The 19,427-nt window shown below is 63.7% G+C and carries 16 protein-coding genes; 8 read left to right on the top strand and 8 right to left on the bottom strand.

Translation table 11 applies throughout. The features are described 5' to 3' along the window. Positions 1 to 13 precede the first annotated feature (13 nt). The 8 genes from infB (at position 14) to LDJ84_RS25555 (ending at position 8,897) form a co-directional block, all read left to right on the top strand. Positions 14 to 2,539, top strand: a complete 2,526-nt coding sequence (infB, locus tag LDJ84_RS25590; protein WP_084358520.1) for a translation initiation factor IF-2 — start codon at positions 14 to 16, stop codon at positions 2,537 to 2,539. A 106-nt stretch (positions 2,540 to 2,645) separates the two neighbouring features. Next, positions 2,646 to 3,035 carry a 30S ribosome-binding factor RbfA gene (gene rbfA, locus LDJ84_RS25585; protein WP_024765327.1) on the top strand — a complete coding sequence of 130 codons (390 nt, stop codon included), beginning with the start codon at positions 2,646 to 2,648 and terminating at the stop codon, positions 3,033 to 3,035. Between the two features lie 3 nt (positions 3,036 to 3,038). After that, a complete protein-coding gene (gene truB, locus LDJ84_RS25580; RefSeq protein WP_037014352.1) occupies positions 3,039 to 3,953 on the top strand; it encodes a tRNA pseudouridine(55) synthase TruB in 915 nt (304 codons plus the stop codon). Between the two features lie 98 nt (positions 3,954 to 4,051). Beyond that, entirely contained in the window at positions 4,052 to 4,321 is a 270-nt protein-coding gene (gene rpsO / locus LDJ84_RS25575) for a 30S ribosomal protein S15 (RefSeq protein WP_017518939.1), read from the top strand. A 169-nt stretch (positions 4,322 to 4,490) separates the two neighbouring features. After that, entirely contained in the window at positions 4,491 to 6,596 is a 2,106-nt protein-coding gene (gene pnp / locus LDJ84_RS25570; protein ID WP_226045595.1) for a polyribonucleotide nucleotidyltransferase, read from the top strand. A gap of 94 nt (positions 6,597 to 6,690) precedes the next feature. Next, positions 6,691 to 8,112 carry a DUF4013 domain-containing protein gene (locus LDJ84_RS25565; RefSeq protein WP_226045594.1) on the top strand — a complete coding sequence of 474 codons (1,422 nt, stop codon included), beginning with the start codon at positions 6,691 to 6,693 and terminating at the stop codon, positions 8,110 to 8,112. A 193-nt stretch (positions 8,113 to 8,305) separates the two neighbouring features. After that, positions 8,306 to 8,653, top strand: a complete 348-nt coding sequence (locus tag LDJ84_RS25560) for a BON domain-containing protein (protein WP_024765330.1) — start codon at positions 8,306 to 8,308, stop codon at positions 8,651 to 8,653. A gap of 46 nt (positions 8,654 to 8,699) precedes the next feature. Continuing rightward, entirely contained in the window at positions 8,700 to 8,897 is a 198-nt protein-coding gene (locus tag LDJ84_RS25555; protein ID WP_024765331.1) for a CsbD family protein, read from the top strand. A gap of 63 nt (positions 8,898 to 8,960) precedes the next feature. Here LDJ84_RS25555 and LDJ84_RS25550 read toward each other — a convergent pair whose 3' ends face one another. The 8 genes from LDJ84_RS25550 to acs form a co-directional block, all read right to left on the bottom strand. Then, positions 8,961 to 10,415, bottom strand: coding sequence for a rhomboid family intramembrane serine protease (locus LDJ84_RS25550; RefSeq protein ID WP_226045593.1), 1,455 nt, complete (start codon positions 10,413 to 10,415; stop codon positions 8,961 to 8,963). Positions 10,416 to 10,480: 65 nt separating this feature from the next. After that, on the bottom strand, positions 10,481 to 10,804 hold the full coding sequence (locus LDJ84_RS25545) for a DUF2845 domain-containing protein (protein WP_024765333.1): 324 nt from the start codon (positions 10,802 to 10,804) through the stop codon (positions 10,481 to 10,483). Then, positions 10,801 to 11,091 carry a DUF2845 domain-containing protein gene (locus tag LDJ84_RS25540; protein WP_024765334.1) on the bottom strand — a complete coding sequence of 97 codons (291 nt, stop codon included), beginning with the start codon at positions 11,089 to 11,091 and terminating at the stop codon, positions 10,801 to 10,803. The genes LDJ84_RS25545 and LDJ84_RS25540 overlap by 4 nt, the downstream gene beginning before the upstream one ends. 11 nt (positions 11,092 to 11,102) lie before the next feature. Continuing rightward, positions 11,103 to 14,252, bottom strand: a complete 3,150-nt coding sequence (locus LDJ84_RS25535) for a DUF748 domain-containing protein (protein ID WP_226045592.1) — start codon at positions 14,250 to 14,252, stop codon at positions 11,103 to 11,105. 100 nt (positions 14,253 to 14,352) lie between these two features. Continuing rightward, complete coding sequence (locus tag LDJ84_RS25530) at positions 14,353 to 15,033, bottom strand: response regulator transcription factor (RefSeq protein ID WP_226045591.1); 681 nt, start codon at positions 15,031 to 15,033, stop codon at positions 14,353 to 14,355. Between the two features lie 125 nt (positions 15,034 to 15,158). Then, the gene (locus tag LDJ84_RS25525) at positions 15,159 to 16,337 is read right to left on the bottom strand and encodes an acetyl-CoA C-acetyltransferase (RefSeq protein WP_226045590.1); all 1,179 of its coding nucleotides are present in this window, start codon (positions 16,335 to 16,337) and stop codon (positions 15,159 to 15,161) included. Positions 16,338 to 16,436: 99 nt separating this feature from the next. After that, positions 16,437 to 17,315 carry an oxygenase MpaB family protein gene (locus LDJ84_RS25520; protein WP_024765337.1) on the bottom strand — a complete coding sequence of 293 codons (879 nt, stop codon included), beginning with the start codon at positions 17,313 to 17,315 and terminating at the stop codon, positions 16,437 to 16,439. A gap of 82 nt (positions 17,316 to 17,397) precedes the next feature. After that, positions 17,398 to 19,335: an acetate--CoA ligase gene (acs, locus tag LDJ84_RS25515; protein ID WP_037014337.1), complete on the bottom strand. Its 1,938-nt coding sequence runs from the start codon at positions 19,333 to 19,335 to the stop codon at positions 17,398 to 17,400. Positions 19,336 to 19,427: the final 92 nt, after the last annotated feature.

The raw sequence follows: 19,427 nt of genomic DNA, 5'->3' as shown, positions 1-19,427 counted from the left end.
AGGAGAGAAGTGCATGACGCAAGTCACGGTGAAAGAACTGGCCAAGACGGTCGATACGCCGGTGGAGCGCCTGCTGCAGCAGATGCGCGAAGCGGGCCTACCCCATAACAATGCCGAGCAGGTAGTGACCGACAGCGAGAAGCAAGCGCTGCTGGCCCACCTGAAGGGCAGCCACGGTGATCGCGCGGATGAGCCGCGCAAGATCACCCTGCAACGCAAGACCACTTCGACCTTGAAAGTCGCTGGCAGCAAGACCGTCAGCGTCGAGGTTCGCAAGAAGAAAACCTACGTCAAGCGCGATCCTGAAGAGCTCGAGGCCGAGCGCCAGCGTGAGCTGGAAGAGCAGCGTGCCGCTGAAGAAGCTGTGCGTCTGAAGGCTGAGGAAGAGGCCCGTCAACGTGCCGCTGAGGAAGAGGCCCGCCGCCAGGCGGATGCCGCTCGCCAGGCTGCCAGCTCTGCGCCTGCCGCTGCTGCGGTTGCTGCCGACGCCCCGCGCGCCGCGGCTCCTGCTCCGGCGGCGCCGGTCGCTGCTGCTCCTGCTGCGGACGACCGCAAGAAGGAAGAGCCCCGCCGTGCGCCCAAGCGCGACGAGGAAGACGAGCGCCGCGATCGCAAACATGCCCAGCATCGCCCGTCGATCAAGGAAAAGGAAAAGACCACCGCGCCGCGCGTCGTGCGCAGTGGTGGTGACGACGACGACAGCTTTGGCCGTCGCGGCGGTGGCCGTGGCAAGGGCAAGCTGAAGAAGCGTAACCAGCACGGGTTCCAGAGCCCGACAGGACCGATTGTGCGTGAAGTAAATATCGGTGAGACCATCACCGTGGCCGAACTGGCTGCGCAGATGTCGGTGAAGGGCGCTGAAGTCGTCAAGTTCATGTTCAAGATGGGCACCCCGGTGACCATCAACCAGGTACTCGACCAGGAGACCGCCCAGTTGATCGCCGAAGAGCTCGGCCACAAGGTCAAGCTGGTCAGCGAGAACGCCCTGGAAGAGCAACTGGCCGAGTCGTTGAAGTTCGAAGGTGAAGCCGTTTCCCGTGCGCCGGTCGTGACCGTGATGGGCCACGTCGACCACGGCAAGACCTCGCTGCTCGACTACATCCGTCGCGCCAAGGTGGCAGCTGGCGAAGCCGGTGGCATCACCCAGCACATCGGTGCCTACCACGTGGAAACCGACCGCGGCATGGTCACCTTCCTCGACACCCCTGGCCACGCTGCGTTCACCGCGATGCGTGCCCGTGGTGCCCAGGCGACCGACATCGTCATTCTCGTGGTGGCCGCGGACGACGGCGTGATGCCGCAGACCCAGGAAGCCGTGCAGCACGCGAAAGCCGCTGGCGTGCCGATCGTGGTCGCGGTGAACAAGATCGACAAGCCGGACGCCAACCCGGACAACATCAAGAATGGCCTGGCCGCTCTGGATGTGATCCCGGAAGAGTGGGGTGGCGATGCTCCCTTCGTCCATGTATCCGCCAAGGTGGGTACCGGCGTCGACGAGTTGCTCGAAGCCGTGCTGCTGCAGGCTGAAGTACTCGAACTCAAAGCCACTCCGTCGGCTCCGGGCCGTGGCGTGGTGGTCGAGTCCCGTCTGGACAAGGGCCGTGGCCCTGTAGCCACTGTACTGGTTCAGGATGGCACCCTGCGTCAGGGCGACATGGTGCTGGTCGGCGTCAACTACGGGCGCGTCCGTGCGATGCTCGACGAGAACGGCAAGCCGATCAAGGAAGCCGGTCCGTCGATTCCGGTCGAGATCCTCGGCCTGGACGGCACCCCGGATGCCGGTGACGAGATGACCGTGGTCGCCGACGAGAAGAAGGCCCGCGAAGTCGCTCTGTTCCGCCAGGGCAAGTTCCGCGAAGTGAAACTGGCTCGTGCCCACGCCGGCAAGCTGGAAAACATCTTCGAGAACATGGGCCAGGAAGAGAAGAAGACCCTCAACATCGTCCTCAAGTCCGATGTCCGTGGTTCGCTGGAAGCCCTGCAGGGCTCGCTCAGTGGCTTGGGCAACGACGAGGTGCAGGTTCGCGTGGTCGGCGGCGGCGTCGGTGGTATCACCGAATCCGATGCCAACCTGGCGCTGGCCTCCAACGCGGTGCTGTTCGGCTTCAATGTTCGTGCTGATGCGGGTGCGCGCAAGATCGTCGAGACCGAAGGCCTCGACATGCGTTACTACAACGTGATCTACGACATCATCGAAGACGTCAAGAAAGCCCTGACCGGCATGCTCGGCAGCGATGTTCGCGAGAACATCCTGGGTATCGCCGAAGTGCGTGACGTGTTCCGTTCGCCGAAGTTCGGCGCGGTCGCCGGCTGCATGGTCACCGAGGGTCTGGTGCACCGCAACCGTCCGATCCGCGTGCTTCGCGACGACGTGGTGATCTTCGAAGGCGAGCTGGAATCCCTGCGTCGCTTCAAGGATGACGTCGCCGAAGTGCGTGCCGGCATGGAATGCGGTATCGGCGTGAAGAGCTACAACGACGTTCGCGTCGGCGACAAGATCGAAGTGTTCGAGAAGGTCGAAGTCGCTCGTACTCTGTAAGGGTATTCGAGCGTGAACGCAGCGCCCGGGCCAGCTTGAAAGCTGCCCCGGGCGTTTGCCGCTTTCAGGCCCGGAGCCTTCTGGCTCGGGTAAGCAGGTTAGGAAAATGGCCAAAGAGTACAGCCGTACCCAGCGTATCGGCGACCAGATGCAGCGCGAACTGGCGCTGCTGATCCAGCGTGAAATCAAGGACCCCCGTCTGGGCCTGGTGACTATCACCGGCGTCGACGTGGCCCGTGACCTGTCCCATGCCAAGGTGTACGTCACCGTGATGGGCCAGGACGACAACGCCGAAGTGGTGAAGCAGAACACCAGCATTCTCAACGATGCCGCGGGCTTCCTGCGCATGCAGTTGGGCAAGGCGATGAAGCTGCGCACCGTGCCGCAACTGCACTTCAGCTATGACGCCAGTATCCGCCGTGGTGCCGAGCTGTCGGCGCTGATCGAGCGCGCAGTGGCAGCCGATCGCCGTCATGGCGGCGATGCCGAGGAGTAACGCGTGGCCCAGGTGAAACGCATTCGCCGTGCGGTCAACGGCGTGCTGATTCTCGACAAGCCGCGTGGCATGAGCTCCAACCAGGCCCTGCAGAAGGTGCGCTGGCTGCTCAATGCCGAGAAGGCCGGCCATACCGGCAGCCTCGACCCGCTGGCCACCGGTGTCCTGCCGCTGTGCTTCGGCGAGGCGACCAAGTTCTCCCAGTACCTGCTCGATGCCGACAAGGGCTACGAGACCGTCGCCCAACTGGGCGTGACCACCACCACCGGTGATGCCGAGGGTGAGGTCCTAGAGCAGCGCGAGGTGACCATTGGTCGGGACGCCATCGAGGCCATGCTGCCACGCTTCCGTGGCGACATAGAGCAGGTGCCGCCGATGTACTCGGCCCTGAAGAAGGACGGTCAGCCGTTGTACAAGCTGGCTCGTGCAGGAGAGGTAGTGGAGCGCGAGGCGCGTTCTGTTACTATTGCGCGCCTGGATTTGCTCGCCTTCGAGTCGCCCTGTGCGACGCTGGCCGTTTCCTGCAGCAAGGGCACCTATATCCGCACCCTGGTCGAAGACCTCGGCCGCGAACTTGGGTGTGGTGCACACGTTGCCGCCCTGCGCCGGACCCAGGCCGGACCTTTCCAGCTGAACCAGTCGGTGACGTTGGAGGCGCTCGAGAAAGTCCATGCCGAGGGCGGCAACGAAGCCCTCGACCGTTTTCTGCTGCCGGTGGATGCCGGCCTGGAACACTGGCCGCTGTTGCAGCTCTCCGAGCACAGCGCCTATTACTGGCTGCATGGCCAGCCAGTACGCGCTCCCGAAATGCCGAAGTTCGGCATGCTGCGGGTGCAGGATCACGAAGGTCGCTTCATCGGAATCGGTGAAGTGGTCGAAGACGGGCGCCTGGCGCCGCGTCGACTGATTCGGTCGTAAGGCCGGAACCGAGGGTGGCTGTCAGCAGGCACGGTCACTCCTCTTACTATGAACACAGGGAGAAGTCCCTGGCCTGTTACCTCAGAGGAAGCCCCATCATGGCACTGAGCGTCCAAGAAAAAGCCCAGATCGTTAACGAGTACAAGCAAGCTGAAGGCGACACCGGTTCCCCGGAAGTGCAGGTTGCACTGCTGTCCGCCAACATCAACAAGCTGCAGGACCACTTCAAGGCCAACGGCAAAGACCACCACTCCCGTCGTGGCCTGATCCGTATGGTCAACCAGCGCCGCAAGCTGCTGGACTACCTGAAGAGCAAGGACACCTCTCGTTACAGCGCCCTGATCGGTCGCCTGGGCCTGCGTCGCTAAGACGGCAAGCCTGAAGTGGGAAGCTGGGAGTCCGGGGTCGTTGGGCGGTGTATACCGCTCATCGGCTCTGGCTCCCGGCTTTCTCGCTTTTATAGGGAATGAAAACGGGTCCGACTCCCGGCATTTCCACAATTTCCCCCAAGGCAACTAAAGAGAAGGTAGAGAAACCGTGAACCCGGTAATCAAGAAATTCCAGTTCGGTCAGTCGACCGTCACCCTCGAGACTGGCCGCATTGCCCGCCAGGCCACCGGCGCCGTCCTGGTCACCATGGACGACGTCACCGTGCTTTGCACCGTCGTCGGCGCCAAGCAGGCCGACCCGAGCAAGAGCTTCTTCCCGCTCTCCGTGCACTATCAGGAGAAGACCTACGCAGCCGGCCGCATCCCCGGTGGCTTCTTCAAGCGTGAAGGCCGTCCTTCGGAGAAGGAAACCCTGACCTCGCGCCTGATCGATCGTCCGATCCGCCCGCTGTTCCCCGAAGGTTTCATGAACGAAGTGCAGGTTGTCTGCACCGTCGTTTCCACCAACAAGAAGTCCGATCCGGACATCGCTGCCATGATCGGCACTTCCGCCGCCCTGGCCATCTCCGGCATTCCGTTCGCCGGCCCGATCGGCGCTGCCCGCGTTGGTTTCCACCCGGAAATCGGCTACATCCTCAACCCGACCTACGAGCAGCAGCAGAGCTCCAGCCTCGACATGGTCGTGGCCGGTACCTCCGACGCCGTGCTGATGGTTGAGTCCGAAGCCGACGAACTGACCGAAGACCAGATGCTGGGTGCCGTTCTGTTCGCCCACGAAGAGTTCCAGGCCGTCATCCGTGCCGTTGCCGAGCTGGCAACCGAAGCTGGCAAGCCGAGCTGGAACTGGACCGCGCCGGTCGAGAACACTGCCCTGGTCAACACCATCAAGGCCGAGTTTGGTGCCGCCATCTCCGAAGCCTATACCGTCACCGTCAAGCAGGACCGTTACGCGGCCCTGGATGCCCTGCGCGAGCAGATCGTCGCCAAGTTCGCCGGTGAAGGCGAAGGCCAGTTCTCCGCAGGTGAAGTCAAAGAAGTCTTCGGCCTGCTGGAATACCGTACCGTTCGCGAAAACATCGTCAACGGCAAACCGCGTATCGACGGCCGCGACACCCGCACCGTTCGTCCGCTGAAGATCGAAGTCGGCGTACTGGGCAAGACCCACGGCTCGGCGCTGTTCACCCGTGGCGAAACCCAGGCTCTGGTCGTTGCCACCCTCGGCACCGCCCGTGACGCCCAGCTGCTCGATACCCTCGAAGGCGAGCGCAAAGACCCCTTCATGCTGCACTACAACTTCCCGCCGTTCTCGGTTGGCGAGTGTGGCCGCATGGGCAGCGCTGGCCGTCGTGAAATCGGCCACGGCCGTCTGGCACGCCGCAGCGTTGCTGCCATGCTGCCGAGCCAGGACGAGTTCCCCTACACCATCCGCGTGGTTTCCGAGATCACCGAGTCCAACGGTTCCAGCTCCATGGCTTCCGTCTGCGGTGCTTCCCTGGCGCTGATGGACGCCGGTGTTCCGGTCAAGGCGCCGGTGGCCGGTATCGCCATGGGCCTGGTGAAGGAAGGTGACAAGTTCGCCATCCTGACCGACATCCTGGGTGACGAAGACCACCTGGGCGACATGGACTTCAAGGTCGCCGGTACCGACAAGGGCGTGACCGCCCTGCAGATGGACATCAAGATCAACGGCATCACCGAAGAGATCATGGAGATCGCCCTGGGCCAGGCCCTGGAAGCTCGCCTGAACATCCTCGGCCAGATGAACCAGATCATCGCCGCCCCGCGCGCCGAGCTGTCGGAGAACGCTCCGACCATGATCCAGATGAAGATCGACACCGACAAGATCCGCGACGTCATCGGCAAGGGCGGCGCCACCATTCGTAGCATCTGCGAAGAGACCAAGGCCTCGATCGACATCGAGGACGATGGCAGCGTGAAGATCTACGGCGAAACCAAGGAAGCTGCCGAGGCTGCCAAGCAGCGCGTCCTGGGTATCACCGCGGAAGCCGAGATCGGCAAGATCTACGTCGGCACGGTCGAGCGCATCGTGGACTTCGGTGCCTTCGTCAACATCCTGCCGGGCAAGGACGGTCTGGTGCACATCTCGCAGATCAGCGACAAGCGCATCGACAAGGTCACCGACGTTCTGCAGGAAGGCCAGGAAGTCAAAGTCCTGGTTCTGGACGTGGACAACCGTGGCCGCATCAAGCTGTCCATCAAGGACGTAGCCGCTGCTGAAGCCTCTGGCGTCTAAGCGGTAGCGAAATGAAGAGAGGGCCCCTTGCGGGCCCTCTTTTTTTGCCTTGAGAATGCGCTTTCCGCCGATCTCGCTCCAAGGATGCCCCGAGATGGACAAGCGCTACTGTCATTACCACAGTGCCCAGCCCGCGACCTGGCACTGTCAGCCTTGCGAGCGCCATTACGGCGACTGCTGCATTCCGCTCAATGCCGATGCGCCGGAGTACGCGCCGTCGTGCCCGTTGTGCCGGGGCCATCTGCGCTACCTCGGCGCGGCGAATACCGCGCAACCTTTCTGGGAGCGCCTGCCGAAGTTCTTCGCCTACGGATTCCAGGCCGGGCCATCGGCCTTTTGTGTCTTGCTGGCACTGGCCTGTGTATTCATGCCGCCGATGTTCGTGCTCTGGATCGCCCTGTTCAGCGTGGCGACCAAATACCTGCATAGCGTGATCGAAACGGCGAGTTTTGGCGGCCAGGAAGCTCCAGGCCTGCTCGAAGCCTTCAGCCCCGACAGTCTGCGGATGTTCTTCCAGCAACTGGCGGTATTCCTGATCGCCCTGGTGCTGCTGTGGCTGGCTGCCGATTTCCACAGCGAGGCGATCTACTGGGCAGCCAATATCGCGGTCATGCTGGTTCTGCCGGCGAGCATCATCCGGCTGTCCCTGGACAAGAGCCTGGGGGCCGCGCTGAGCCCCAGCGAAGTGGGGCAGGTGATCGCGGCCATGGGCTGGCGTTACCTGATCCTCTGCGTGTTCCTGTTCATCCTCTGGCAGTCGCCCACTTATGTCGCCTGGCTTCTCTCCAACGGGCTGCCGCGGGTGGTGATGGTCCCGGTGGTGGCAGGCCTGACGGGTTATTTCGCCGTGGTGATGTGCGCCATGATGGGCTATGCCGTGTTCCAGTATCAGGGCCAACTGGGCTACGTATCCGCCGGGGAGGACGCCCCGGCCGGCTACGCCGCGCCGGAATGGCACCGCCGCAAGGCACTGGCCGAGGCGGAGGTACGAGTCAAGGAGGGACAGACCGGCGTGGCGCTGGAGATCCTCGTCGCGGCGCTGCGCGAAGGCCGCCAGGATCTCAAGCTGAATGAGCGCTATCACCAGTTGCTCTTCGCCCTGAACGAGCGTGCGGAATGCCTGAATCACCTGCCGCACTACCTGAGCCTGGCCAGCCGGCTCAACCCGCAGCTGGCTGCCAGCGCCTTCCTCAATGCCCGGCAACTGCAGGTGGACTACCTGCCCGAGGACCCTAGCGTCTGCGAACGCATTGCCGAGGTGCTGATCGAGCGCCACAAGGCCCGCGAGGGGCTGAGCCTGCTGCGCAACCTGCACAAGCGCTACCCAGATTACCCCGGCATTCCCCGCGCCTACCTGATGGCGGCACGGGCGTTTTCGGAGGAGCTGGGGCAGGTGGAACCCGCCCAGCAGTTGCTGGCTTTCATTCGCCAGCGTTATCCGGCGTTCGAGCAGATGGGCGAGGTGGTGCAGCTTGAGGCCGTGCTGGCGAAGTTGGGCAGGAGCTCAGGTACCTGATCGTGCAACCTGCATGGAGCGCAGCGGCAGACTTTGCAAACTGCAAGCGGTCGCAGTTTTGGCTTACTTGTTAAGTTGTTGATTAATAAGGTTTTTACTGGATCGTGAAAGCTGGCACAGGGCTTGCGATAGTCCTAGTGCAACTGCAGCCAGGAACGGGCCGCAGTTTTCCAACAATTCAGGAGAAACCGCCATGAAACGTTTCAACAAACTGGCCCTTGCCGCTGCCACCGCAACCGCTCTGAGCTTCTCGTTCGCCAACTCGGTGTTCGCCCAGCCGACGACTCTGGCCGCCAATGACACCGTCCAGAAAACTGAAGAGGCGGTTTCCGACACCTGGATCACCAGCAAGGTGAAATCCAGCCTGATCGCCGACAAGGACATCAGTGGCACCAACATCAAGGTCGAGACCAACAAAGGTGTGGTTTCGCTCTCCGGTAACGTCAAGACCGACGCCGAGAAGGAACTCGCGATCAAGACCGCCAAGGGCATCAAAGGCGTGACCGCTGTGTCCGCCGACGGCCTGAAGTCGGTCGAGTAAGCACCACGGGTTCTCACCCCATCCAACTCCGAACAGGAGGATCGCCATGAACACTGACGTCATCAAAGGCAAGTGGAAGCAGCTCTCCGGCTCGCTCAAGGAGAAGTGGGGCAAGCTCACTGACGACGACCTGCAGGCGGCGGACGGACACGCCGAATACCTGGTGGGCAAACTGCAGGAGCGCTACGGCTGGACCCGCGAGAAAGCGGAAGAGGAAGTCCGCGACTTCAGCCGCCACCTGTAGCGCCTGAACCCAGGGATGATCAAGGCCCCGCCGGTACGCCGGCGGGGCTTTTTCGTGGGTGAATCAAGGGGCGAGGTGTTGCTGGTAGATCGTCAGTTGGCGGGTCGGGTCGGCTTCCGGGTAGTGCTGACGGAGGAAGCGTGACAGTTCGTGCACGGTCTGCAGGTCACCCTTCTGGCCAACCTGCTTGGCCAGTTGCAGGGTCAGGCCCGGCAGCATTTCGGGACGCAGAGCGGAGCGCGCCAGCCGGCGCCAGCTGCTTAGTGCCTGCACGGACTCATTGCGATGTAGCAGCTTGCGCAGCAGGTGTAATTGAATGGCCGGATGTGCAAGCAGCCCGGTATCGCTGGCGGCACTTTCCTCAGCCAGTCTGCGCAGCAGTGAGTCGGCCGCCGGGGAGGGCGGCAGGGCGAACAACTGCTTGAGGGTTTCGCTCATCAAGCCCCGGTCCTGCCTCCCTTTGGCTAAGCCATACAGGCGCTCGACCAGCAAAGGTTGCCCCGGGAACTGCCGCAGCAACTCCGCACCGCGCGCGGCGGCCTGGTCGAGGGCGAAGCGGCCGATCTGCTCATCCAACGATGCCAGGGCGCGCTTGAAAGGGGCTTCTGGGTCTTCCTTCGCCAGGTACGCCTCGTCGACCGGCATCCGCCCGAGTTTGCGCGGCAGCCAGACGGCGAGGAAGCCGGAGACCAGCCCGCCGATGTGCGCGTAGTAGTTCACATGATCGGCGGCACGCAGCAGCCCGAACAGTTCCTTGGCCAGCCACAGCGGCAGGATCCACAGCGCTGGTGCCTTCAGGTAGCCCATCAGCGGTCCGAGCCAGTAGAAGAACTGGATGCGCCGCAGGCCATAGGCGCCGATGTACATGCCCATCAGGCCGGAGATGGCGCCGGAGGCACCGATGCCCGGTACCCAGGACGGATCCAGCGCCCACCACAGCAGGCTGGAGCAGAAGCCACTGAACAGGTAGAGGCCCAGATACAGGGCTCGTCCCAAGGCTGCTTCCAGAGCGAAGCCGAAGATGAACAGGAATACCATGTTGCCGGCCAGGTGCCAGAAGCTGCCATGAAGGAACATCGAGCCGAACAGGCCCTGGACGGTGAACCGCTCGGGGATGAAGCCGAAGCGCAGGCTGCTGGTCAGGTCGCGGGCGGCTTCCGCTTTCAGGCGCGCGGCCTGCCAGGCGCTGTCCTGCTGGAAGGCCGGCAGTGCGCGCAGCTCATGGCCGAACTCCAGGTCCGAGAGAACGAGCCAGGCCAACTGTTGACGCGGCAGGGCCTCCAGGGCGCGCTGCTGGTCGGCTTCCAGGCGGTCGCGGCGCTCCAGCGAGGCGCTGAACAAGGGGCGTTCATGACCCAGCAGGTCCTGGTCGAGATAGACGCGTACGGCCTCTTCGCGCCGGGCGCTATCGCCCCCCTGGTAGCCGAAGTAGATCAGGACGTTGATGACGATGAGCAGCAGCGTGATGACGGGAGGCTTTTTCCAGTCCAGCGGATGCTCGGCGGGGACGATGACCATGGCGACCGGTCCTTGGCGCAAGTGGCGTGAGTGGCGGCGAGACTAGCACCTCGCCAGCACGGCTGTCAGTTGCCGCTGCGCTTGCTCTGGATGTCGCTCAGCCGATTGCCCTCGAAGCGGACGAAATACAACATGCCGCTCCAGGGGCCGTAGATCCATTCTTCCACGGCCACTTCCATGGATTCGCCGTAGCGGGGGCCAGGCACCTGCTTGTAGCCCAAGAAGGAACGGCTGACTGGCTCGCCGCAGCGGCTGAGCACGTCGCTGGTGACATCGCCGGTGCTGATGAGCTTGCTGTTGCAGCGCAAGCTGGCGGCCTGCGCGTCCAGCGCAATGACAGTGAGCGGTAACACAAGCGCGACCAGGCGCAGAGTGAAGAGGGGCTTCAATTGCGTTTGAACTCGATGCTTTTGAGTTTGTTGGCCTCGAAGGTGAGGATGTAGCTGGTGCCGTTGCGCGGCCCGTACACCCACTCCTCGACCCGGTACTCGCGGTGGTCGTAGCCGCTGAGGGTATAGCCGACTTCATCGCGGTGATCCGGCGCGCCGCACTTCTGCTCGACTTCCCAGGCACGGTCGCCGGCGTTGATCAGGGAACTACCGCAGCGCATGCTTTCCGCCTGGGCGCCCGCCGCGCAAAGCAGCAGGGCGCAGGACATCCAGGTCAGGGCTTTCATCGAACGACTCCTTACTCGCTATCGAGGTGAAGCTGGGCGGCCACTTTGCCACCATTCTCCGCTTCGCCGAAGCTGACGTCGATGAGGTAGATGCGGTCGTCCCCCAGGCCGCCCTTGCTGACCAGATAGTCCTTGATCTGGGTCGCGCGCTCCTGACCGAGCTTGCGCAGCAGCAATTGGCTGTCGCTCCAGGAGTCGAGCACGGCCTGGCGCATCTTCGCCGAACGCTCGTCCTTGCTCAGGTCCTGCCACTCCGCCGGAGGTTGTTTCTTCAGGCGCGCACGGTAGACGCCTTCGAGCAGGATCGGCTGCAGATCCTCCGGGACTTCCAACTGGCTGGCGTCACTGGGCACCTTGTCGCCGCGGCGCTGCAACATGCTGTAGTAGTTCTTCTGGTATTCCTGTTTCAGGCGCTTGTCGGCCAGCAGCGGGCCGTCGCTGGCTGCGGCGGCGACACCTTCGACTTCCAGCTTCAGGGCTGGGCGCTGCTTGAGCGCGCCGACCAGTTTGTCGAGGTTGGCCTGGGCGGCGGAATCCAGCTCGCTGGAGCCGGGTGCGAAGGTCACGCTGCCCAGGTCCTCGTCGCCGCCGCCGGCGAGCCCGGCGATGAATTTGAAGGGTGCCTGCACCGCGCGTACCACCAGGTTGCGCAGGGTCTGCCAGACGATGGGCATGACGCTGAACTGCGGGTTGTTCAGGTCTCCCTCCACCGGCAGCTGGATATCGATGTTGCCGTTGGCGTCCTTGAGCAGCGCGATCGCCAGTTTCACCGGCAGGTCCACAGCATCGGGGCTGTCGACCTTCTCGCCCAGTTGCAGGTGCTCTACCAGCACCTTGTTGTCGGCCTTCAGCTTGCCCTGGGTTATCTGGTAGTGCAGGTCCAGGTTCAGCCGGCCCTTGCGGATGCGATAGCCGGCGAACTTGCCGGAGTAGGGCGTCAGGGTGGTCAGCTCGACGCGCTTGAAGCTGGTGGCGATGTCCAGCTTCTCCAGCGGCGAGAAGGGGTTGAGGCTGCCCTTGATGGTGACCGGGGCGTACTTGTCGACCTTGCCCTTCACGTCCACCGAGGCGGGTGTCGGATTGCGGTTGTCGATGGTGCCGATCTCACCGCCCAACTGCTGGATGGCGGTGGCGAAGTCCGGGCGCAGGGTCAGGTCGGCGAAGTTGGCCGAACCGTTGTTGATCTTCACCCCGCCGATACGGATGCCCAGCGGCTTGCTGTTGCCACTGCCGCCTTTGTTCGCGGAGGACGATGCGGATTCCGGTTGCGTGATGATCAGCTCGCTGACGTTGGTGCTGCGGTCCTCGTTGATGATGAAGCGTGCGTAGGGCTCTTCCAGCGACACCGTCTGGATCAGCAGGCTGTCGCCATGCTTGTAGGCCAGGCCGTTGAGGGTCAGCTTGGTCCATTTGACGAAGTCGCGGCTCTTGAGGGTGTCCAGGGTATGCAACTGCGTGACCTGAACGCTGCCGTTGACGCTGAAAGCCAGCGGCTCGGTGCCCTTGAGGTCGACATCGAGGTCGCTGGCCAGCAGGCCGCTGCGCAGTTCCAGGCGGATGAACGGATCGATGTAGGCCTGGGCGACGCGCAGGTCGATGTCGCGGGTGGAGACCTTGAGCTTCGCGCTGACCGGGTTGGGGATGACCTGGCCGCTGGCCTCGATCTGGCCGCGGGGGCCGAGACCGGTCTTGAGCTTGAGCTGCAGGGGCGAGGTCAGGCCGCTGTCGAGGTTCTGCAGGTCGAGGTCCAGCGGGCCGACTTCGAGACTCACCGGCTTGCTCGGTGCGCGATCGGCCAGGTGGGCCTTGTAGCCGCGCAACTGGGTGTCGCGCAGGACCACGTGCCAGGTCTTCTTCGGCTCAGCCGGTGCGGCGGGCTGGGCATCTGCGGGCTGCGGTTGGGTCGTTGAAGCGGCCACGGCTGCTGGCGGAGTCTTGGCTGCATCGGTGGGCTTGCCTTGCGCTTTGTCCTCGGCCTCGGGGGTGACCACGGCCGTCTGCTGTTCCTTGGCGGCCTTCGCCGGGGGCGTTTGCGGCTGGCCGGTGGCAGTCTCGCCGGACGCCGCCTTGGCTTCGCTGGTGGGCTTCTCGGCAGGCTTCTGCTCGGGGGCGGCCTGTGCCTGAGGCGTTGGCTCCTCGGGGCGCTTGTAGGGTTTGAAGTCGGCGAAGAGCTTCTGCCAGTCAAGCTGCCCGTCCTTCTCACGCGCAGCCCAGGCTTCCAGACCCTGGCTGCGGATCTGACCAACGATCACTTCCTGCTTGGCGAGGTCCAGCGCGGTGTCGGCGACATCCAGGGTGGCGAGCTTGGCGAGCGGCTTGCCTTCAGGTGATGTCAGGTCGAGGTCGCGCAACTTGATGGTCGTCTTGTCCAGCAGCAGCTGGGTGTCCTTCGACAGGTCCAGGTGGTAGTCGGAGGCGACGCTGAGCATGCCGTTATTCAGATTGAGCGGAGCGTTGTCACGCACATAGGGCCACCAGGCCTTCAGCGGCACATCGTCGACAGTGAAGCTGCCCTTGGAGGTGAACGGCACGATGCTCAGGTCGCCTTTCCAGTCGAGCTTGCCACCGTGCGGGCCGGTGGCGACCAGGGTCATTTCGGCGCCGTCGTCAGGCAGCGTGCTGAGGTTGTGCAGCTCGAACCCCAATGGGTCGAAGACGAACTCCACCGGCTCGCTGGGGCGACGGTCGAGGAAATGCAGACTGCCTTCGGCCAGCCGTATGCGGTCGATGCGCAGCGGGAAGGGATCGCTCGGTTCCGCCGGCGGGGGAGTCGGTTCGCTCGGGGGGAGCTTGAACAGCCTGGTGAGATTCAGCGTGCCGTTCTCGGCGAACAGCAACTCGGTGTGCGGTGCATCGAGTTCGACATCCGCCAGGTGCAACTGGCGCTTCCACAGGCTATCGAGTTCGAGGTTGGCGTAGAGGCGGCGGAAACGTACCTGTTCCTGCCCCTCTTCGCCCAGGTGCAATCCCCAGAGGGTGAGCTCCAGGCTGAAGGGATTGAATTCGATGCGTTCCAGGCGCGCTGGGCCCGTCGAGTATTGAGCCAGTTGTTGGTTGGCTACGCGCAGGCCAATGCCGGGAAGAATGAGAAAACCCAGCAGGCAGTAGAGGGAGACCAGCAACAAGACCGCGCCGATGGCGCGTTTCAATCCTTTGGGCATGGCGAGAGTCGTTTCCGTCGTGACGTGCAGAACCAGTATGGCACGGCTGGGATGGTTCGATTCGAAAGTCGCCTTCGGACGCGGTTTTCAGTGATGTCTGTCAGTCGTTCAGGCGATTAGTGCGGGCGAACTCAACGAGGTCCACGAGGCTTTCAAGGTTCAGCTTCTCCAGAATACGCGTCTTGTAGGTGCTGACGGTCTTCTGGCTGAGGAAGAGTTCCTCGGCGATGTCCTTGTTGCTCATGCCTCTCACCAGGCTGCGCAGCACCACCAGTTCGCGCGGCGTCAGGCTGGCCACCGGGTCGGCGTTCTTGTCGATGCTCAGTGACTTTTCCGGGAAGCAGCGATAGCCCGAGACCAGCATGCGAGCGGCGTTGAGAATGGCGCTGGTGTCCTTGTTCTTGCTGACGAAGCCATGCGCACCCGCGGCTTCGACCTTGCTTGAATACAGGCGTTCATCCTGCGAGCTCAAGACCAGCAGGCGGATGTTCTCGTCGAAAATATGGATACGCGCCAGCAGGTCGAGGCCGTCCATCCCTGGCAGGTTGAGGTCCAGTATCACGAGGTCAGGCCGTTCCTTGCGGACAGCGTCCAGACCGCCATGACCATCGGCTGCCTCGCGTGCTACTTCGAACTGAGGATCCTGTTCAAGCAGCGAACGGATCGCCAAACGCATCGCGGGGTGATCCTCGATCAGCACCACACGTTTCTTCATGGTTGACTCCCTGAGTCCAAATAATTGCGCGCATTGATCTTGAAGATAGACCAGTTGTTCAAGCACCTACGGAATATTCCTATGCGTAGGACCGAAAGCATGCGGAGAATCAACTTAGGAGGGCATGGGCCTGCAATCGTGCGTGGAGACTTGCTGTGCAGACGGAATTCTGCTCAGCAAGTCCCGATAGGTCAGCGCTGCAGAGCCAGTGCCACACCTTGGCCGCCGCCGATACAGAGCGTCGCGAGGCCCTTTTTCGCGTCGCGGCGCAGCATCTCGTGCAGCAGGGTGACCAGTACGCGGCAGCCCGAGGCGCCGATGGGATGGCCAAGGGCGATGGCGCCGCCGTTGACGTTCACCTTCGAGGCATTCCAGCCCAGTTCCTTGCCCACAGACAATGCCTGGGCGGCGAACGCCTCGTTGGCCTCGATCAGGTCCAGGTCGGCGAGCTGCCAACCGGCCTTCTCCAGGCAGCGGCGGGTAGCCGAGACCGGGCCGATGCCCATGATGGCAGGGTCGACACCGGCGTTGGCATAAGCGGCGATGCGGGCCAGGACCGGCAGGCCCAGTTCCGCAGCCTTGGCCGCGCTCATCAGCAATACGGCGGCTGCGCCATCATTGAGGGTCGAAGCGTTGCCGGCGGTGACGCTGCCGTCCTTCTTGAACGCCGGCTTGAGCTTGGCCAGGGATTCTGCGGTGGTGCCGGCGCGGGGCTGCTCGTCGGTGTCGAAGCGCAGGGCTTCGCCCTTGCGCTGGGGAATCTCGATGGCGGTGATTTCGGTCTTGAAGCGCCCCGCTTCAATGGCCTCGGCGGCCTTGCGTTGCGATTCGGCGGCGAAGGCGTCCTGGTCTTCCCGGCTGATGCCGTACTTCTCCACCAGGTTTTCGGCGGTGATGCCCATGTGGTAATCGTTGAAGGCATCCCACAGGCCGTCCTGAATCATGCTGTCGACCAGTTTGGCGTGGCCCATGCGCAGGCCGGTACGGGCGCCAGGCATGACGTAGGGGGCGAGGCTCATGCTTTCCTGGCCGCCGGCGATGACGATATCGGCGTCACCACAGCGGATGGCCTGCGCAGCCAGGTGCAAGGCCTTGAGCCCGGAGCCGCAGACCTTGTTCACCGTCATCGCCGGCACCGTGTTGGGCAGGCCTGCGGCAATGGAAGCCTGGCGCGCCGGGTTCTGGCCGGCACCGGCGGTCAGTGTCTGGCCGAGGATGACTTCATCCACCCGGGCCGGATCCAGGCCGGTCTGTTGCAGCAGGCTGCGAATCACCGCGGCGCCCAGTTCATGGGCCGGCAATGTGGCGAGCGAACCCTGGAAGCTGCCGATGGCGGTACGGGTGGCAGCGACGATGACGACTTCTTGCATGACGCGAATCCTCTGGCTGGCGCGGCAACGGCCGCAGCGAAGGAGCATGGTTGCACGCTCGCCGCCGGCTCACCACCCTCCGAACCGAGTGGTCACGTTTCAGCGCAGAGGGGGCAGCCCCATTCGCCGGCGCGCGCGGTGCAGCGAACCGTTGCGCACCGCCCAGCGCAACAGCGGCACGCTGCGCTTCACGCTGGAACGGATCAGCTGGCGCTGCAGGCTGCCAAGGCTCAGGCCAAGCTGGTCAGTCGCCCACTCCGGGAGCAGGTCGATGCCGGCGCGCATCATCAGCATGCCGAAGGGCTTGGCAAGGAAGCTGGGGGCAGGGGCGTTGAAGAGCACGCTGACCACTTCTCGGGTGCGTTCGTCGTAGCGAAGCTGTGGGCGCATGTGTTGCAGGTAGGCCGCAACCTCCACCCGCGAGCGCGGGACATTGCGTGCACCGAGACGCTCGGCGATCAGGGCTATCTCGTCGTAGTAGCGGTCCTGTTCTTCGCCGGAAAGATTCGGGTTCAGGTAGCGCAGGTGCGAGGCAAGGAAGCAACTGACCTCGGCGACGTGCACCCAGGTAAGCAAGTCCGGGTCGCTGGCCGCATAGGGGGTGCCGTCGGGAAGGGTGCCGTGGACGCCGTTGTGGATGCGTCGCACGCGCTCGATCAGCTTCTCGGCGTCACCGCGCGAACCGTAGGTGGTAGCGGAGATGAACTGCCCGGTGCGGCGCAGGCGGCCGAGCATGTCGGCGCGGAAGTTGGAGTGGTCCCACACTCCACCGAGCGCGGCCGGGTGGAGCATCTGCAGGAGCAGGGCGCTGATGCCGCCAATGAGCATCGAGCTGAAGTCGCCATGGACTTTCCAACTGATGGATTCCGGCCCGAACAGGCCGGGATCGCCCTTGGGCGACTCGAAGTCGACCCCGCCCAGGGCGAGGCCGGTCAGGCTGAGTACCTGGCTTTCGATATGACGGCGAACGGTTTCCATTGCGGCGGACAGGCCTCGGGGCAAGGACGACAGGTCTGTTCCATAAACCTAGCATCTTTGCGCCCTCGGCCTGTAGCGCAGGTCAACGGTTGAGGCGGTTGTCGATCAGCCCCTGGACCACGCTGGGGTCCGCCAGGGTCGAGGTATCGCCGAGGTTTTCCAGTTCGTTGCAGGCGATCTTGCGCAGGATGCGCCGCATGATCTTGCCCGAGCGCGTCTTGGGCAGGCCCGGCGCCCACTGCAGCATTTCCGGCTTGGCGAAGCTGCCGATCTCCTTGCTCACCAGGGCCAGCAGTTCCTGCTTGAGTGCGTCGCTGGGCTCGATGCCGTTCATGGTGGTGACGAAGGCATAGATGCCCTGGCCCTTGAGGTCGTGCGGATAGCCGACCACGGCGGCCTCGGCGACCGAGTCATGCAGCACCAGCGCGCTCTCCACCTCGGCGGTACCGATGCGATGGCCGGAGACGTTGATCACGTCGTCCACACGGCCGGTGATCCAGTAGTAGCCATCTTCGTCGCGGCGCGCGCCATCGCCGGTGAAGTAGTAGCCGGGGTAGGGTTTGAAGTACGTATCGATCATCCGCTGGTGATCACCGTAGACACTGCGGATCTGGCTGGGCCAGCTGGCTTTCACGGCGAGTACGCCGGAGCCGGGACCATCGATCTCCTTGCCCTGCTCATCCAGCAGTACCGGTTGCACGCCGAAGAAGGGGCGGGTCGCCGAGCCGGGCTTGAGGTCGGTGGCGCCGGGCAGCGGAGTGATCAGGATGCTGCCGGTTTCGGTCTGCCACCAGGTGTCGACGATGGGGCAGCGCTTCTCGCCGACGACTTCGTAGTACCACTCCCAGGCTTCCGGGTTGATCGGCTCGCCCACTGAGCCGAGCAGGCGCAAACTGCTACGGCTGGTCTTCTGCACGGGAGCATCGCCTTCGCGCATCAACGCGCGGATGGCAGTGGGTGCGGTGTAGAAGATGTTCACCTGGTGCTTGTCGATCACCTGCCAGAAGCGCGAGGCGTCCGGGTAGTTCGGCACGCCTTCGAACATCAGCGTGGTGGCGCCGTTGGCCAGCGGGCCGTAGACGATGTAGCTGTGGCCAGTGACCCAGCCCACGTCTGCGGTGCACCAGTAGATGTCGCCGTCGTGGTAGTCGAACACGTACTTGTGGGTCATCGCCGCGCCCAGCAGGTAGCCGCCGGTGGTGTGCAGCACGCCCTTGGGTTTGCCGGTCGAGCCGGAGGTGTAGAGGATGAACAGCGGATCCTCGGCATCCATCGGCTCTGGTGCGCAGTCCTCGCTGGCCTCGCGCAGGGCCTCGTGGTACCAGAGGTCGCGGCCTTCGACCCACGGGATCTCGCCCTGGGTGCGCTCGACCACGACCACGGTGGACACGTTCGGGCAGTCCGCCAGGGCTTTTTCCACGTTCTTCTTCAGCGGGACGTACTTGCCGCCGCGCACGCCTTCGTCGGCGGTGATCACGGTGCGGCAATCGGCATCGTTGATGCGGTCCCGCAGGGCGTCCGGGGAGAAACCGCCGAACACCACCGAATGGATCGCACCGATCCGTGCGCAGGCCAGCATCGCGTAGGCAGCTTCGGGGATCATCGGCATGTAGATGCAGACCCGGTCGCCTTTCCCGACACCGCGGCTCTTGAGCACATTGGCCAGGCGGCAGACATGGCTGTGCAGCTTGCGGTAGGTGATGTTGGCGGATTCGGCCGGGTTGTCGCCTTCCCAGATGATCGCGACCTGCTCGGCGCGCTGTTCGAGGTGGCGGTCGATGCAGTTGTAGGTGACGTTGAGCTCGCCGCCCTTGAACCAGGTCGCCTGGCCCTTCGCGAGGTCGCCGTGGTGCACCGAGTGCCAGGGCTTGAACCAGTCGAGGAAGGTCTTGGCCTGCTCGCCCCAGAAGGTATGCGGGTCGTCTACCGACTGCTGGTAGAGGCGCTGGTAGGCATCGTTGTCGAGGTAGGCACGCTTGCGTACGGCCTCCGGCACGGGGTGAAGGCTGATCTCATGCATGGGGAATCCTTGTTGTTGTTTAGCCGAGATGTCCCAAGGGTGCATCCAAGGCAAGGCGGGTTCAAGGGTTGTCCATGCAGTTTCGACGCGCC

Origin of the sequence: Pseudomonas sp. HS-18 (genome assembly GCF_020401845.1) — a bacterium.
Taxonomy (GTDB): Bacteria; Pseudomonadota; Gammaproteobacteria; order Pseudomonadales; family Pseudomonadaceae; genus Pseudomonas; species Pseudomonas nitroreducens.
The sequence above is the reverse complement of the archived record's forward strand: the minus strand, read 5'-3'. Positions and strand labels throughout refer to the sequence as shown.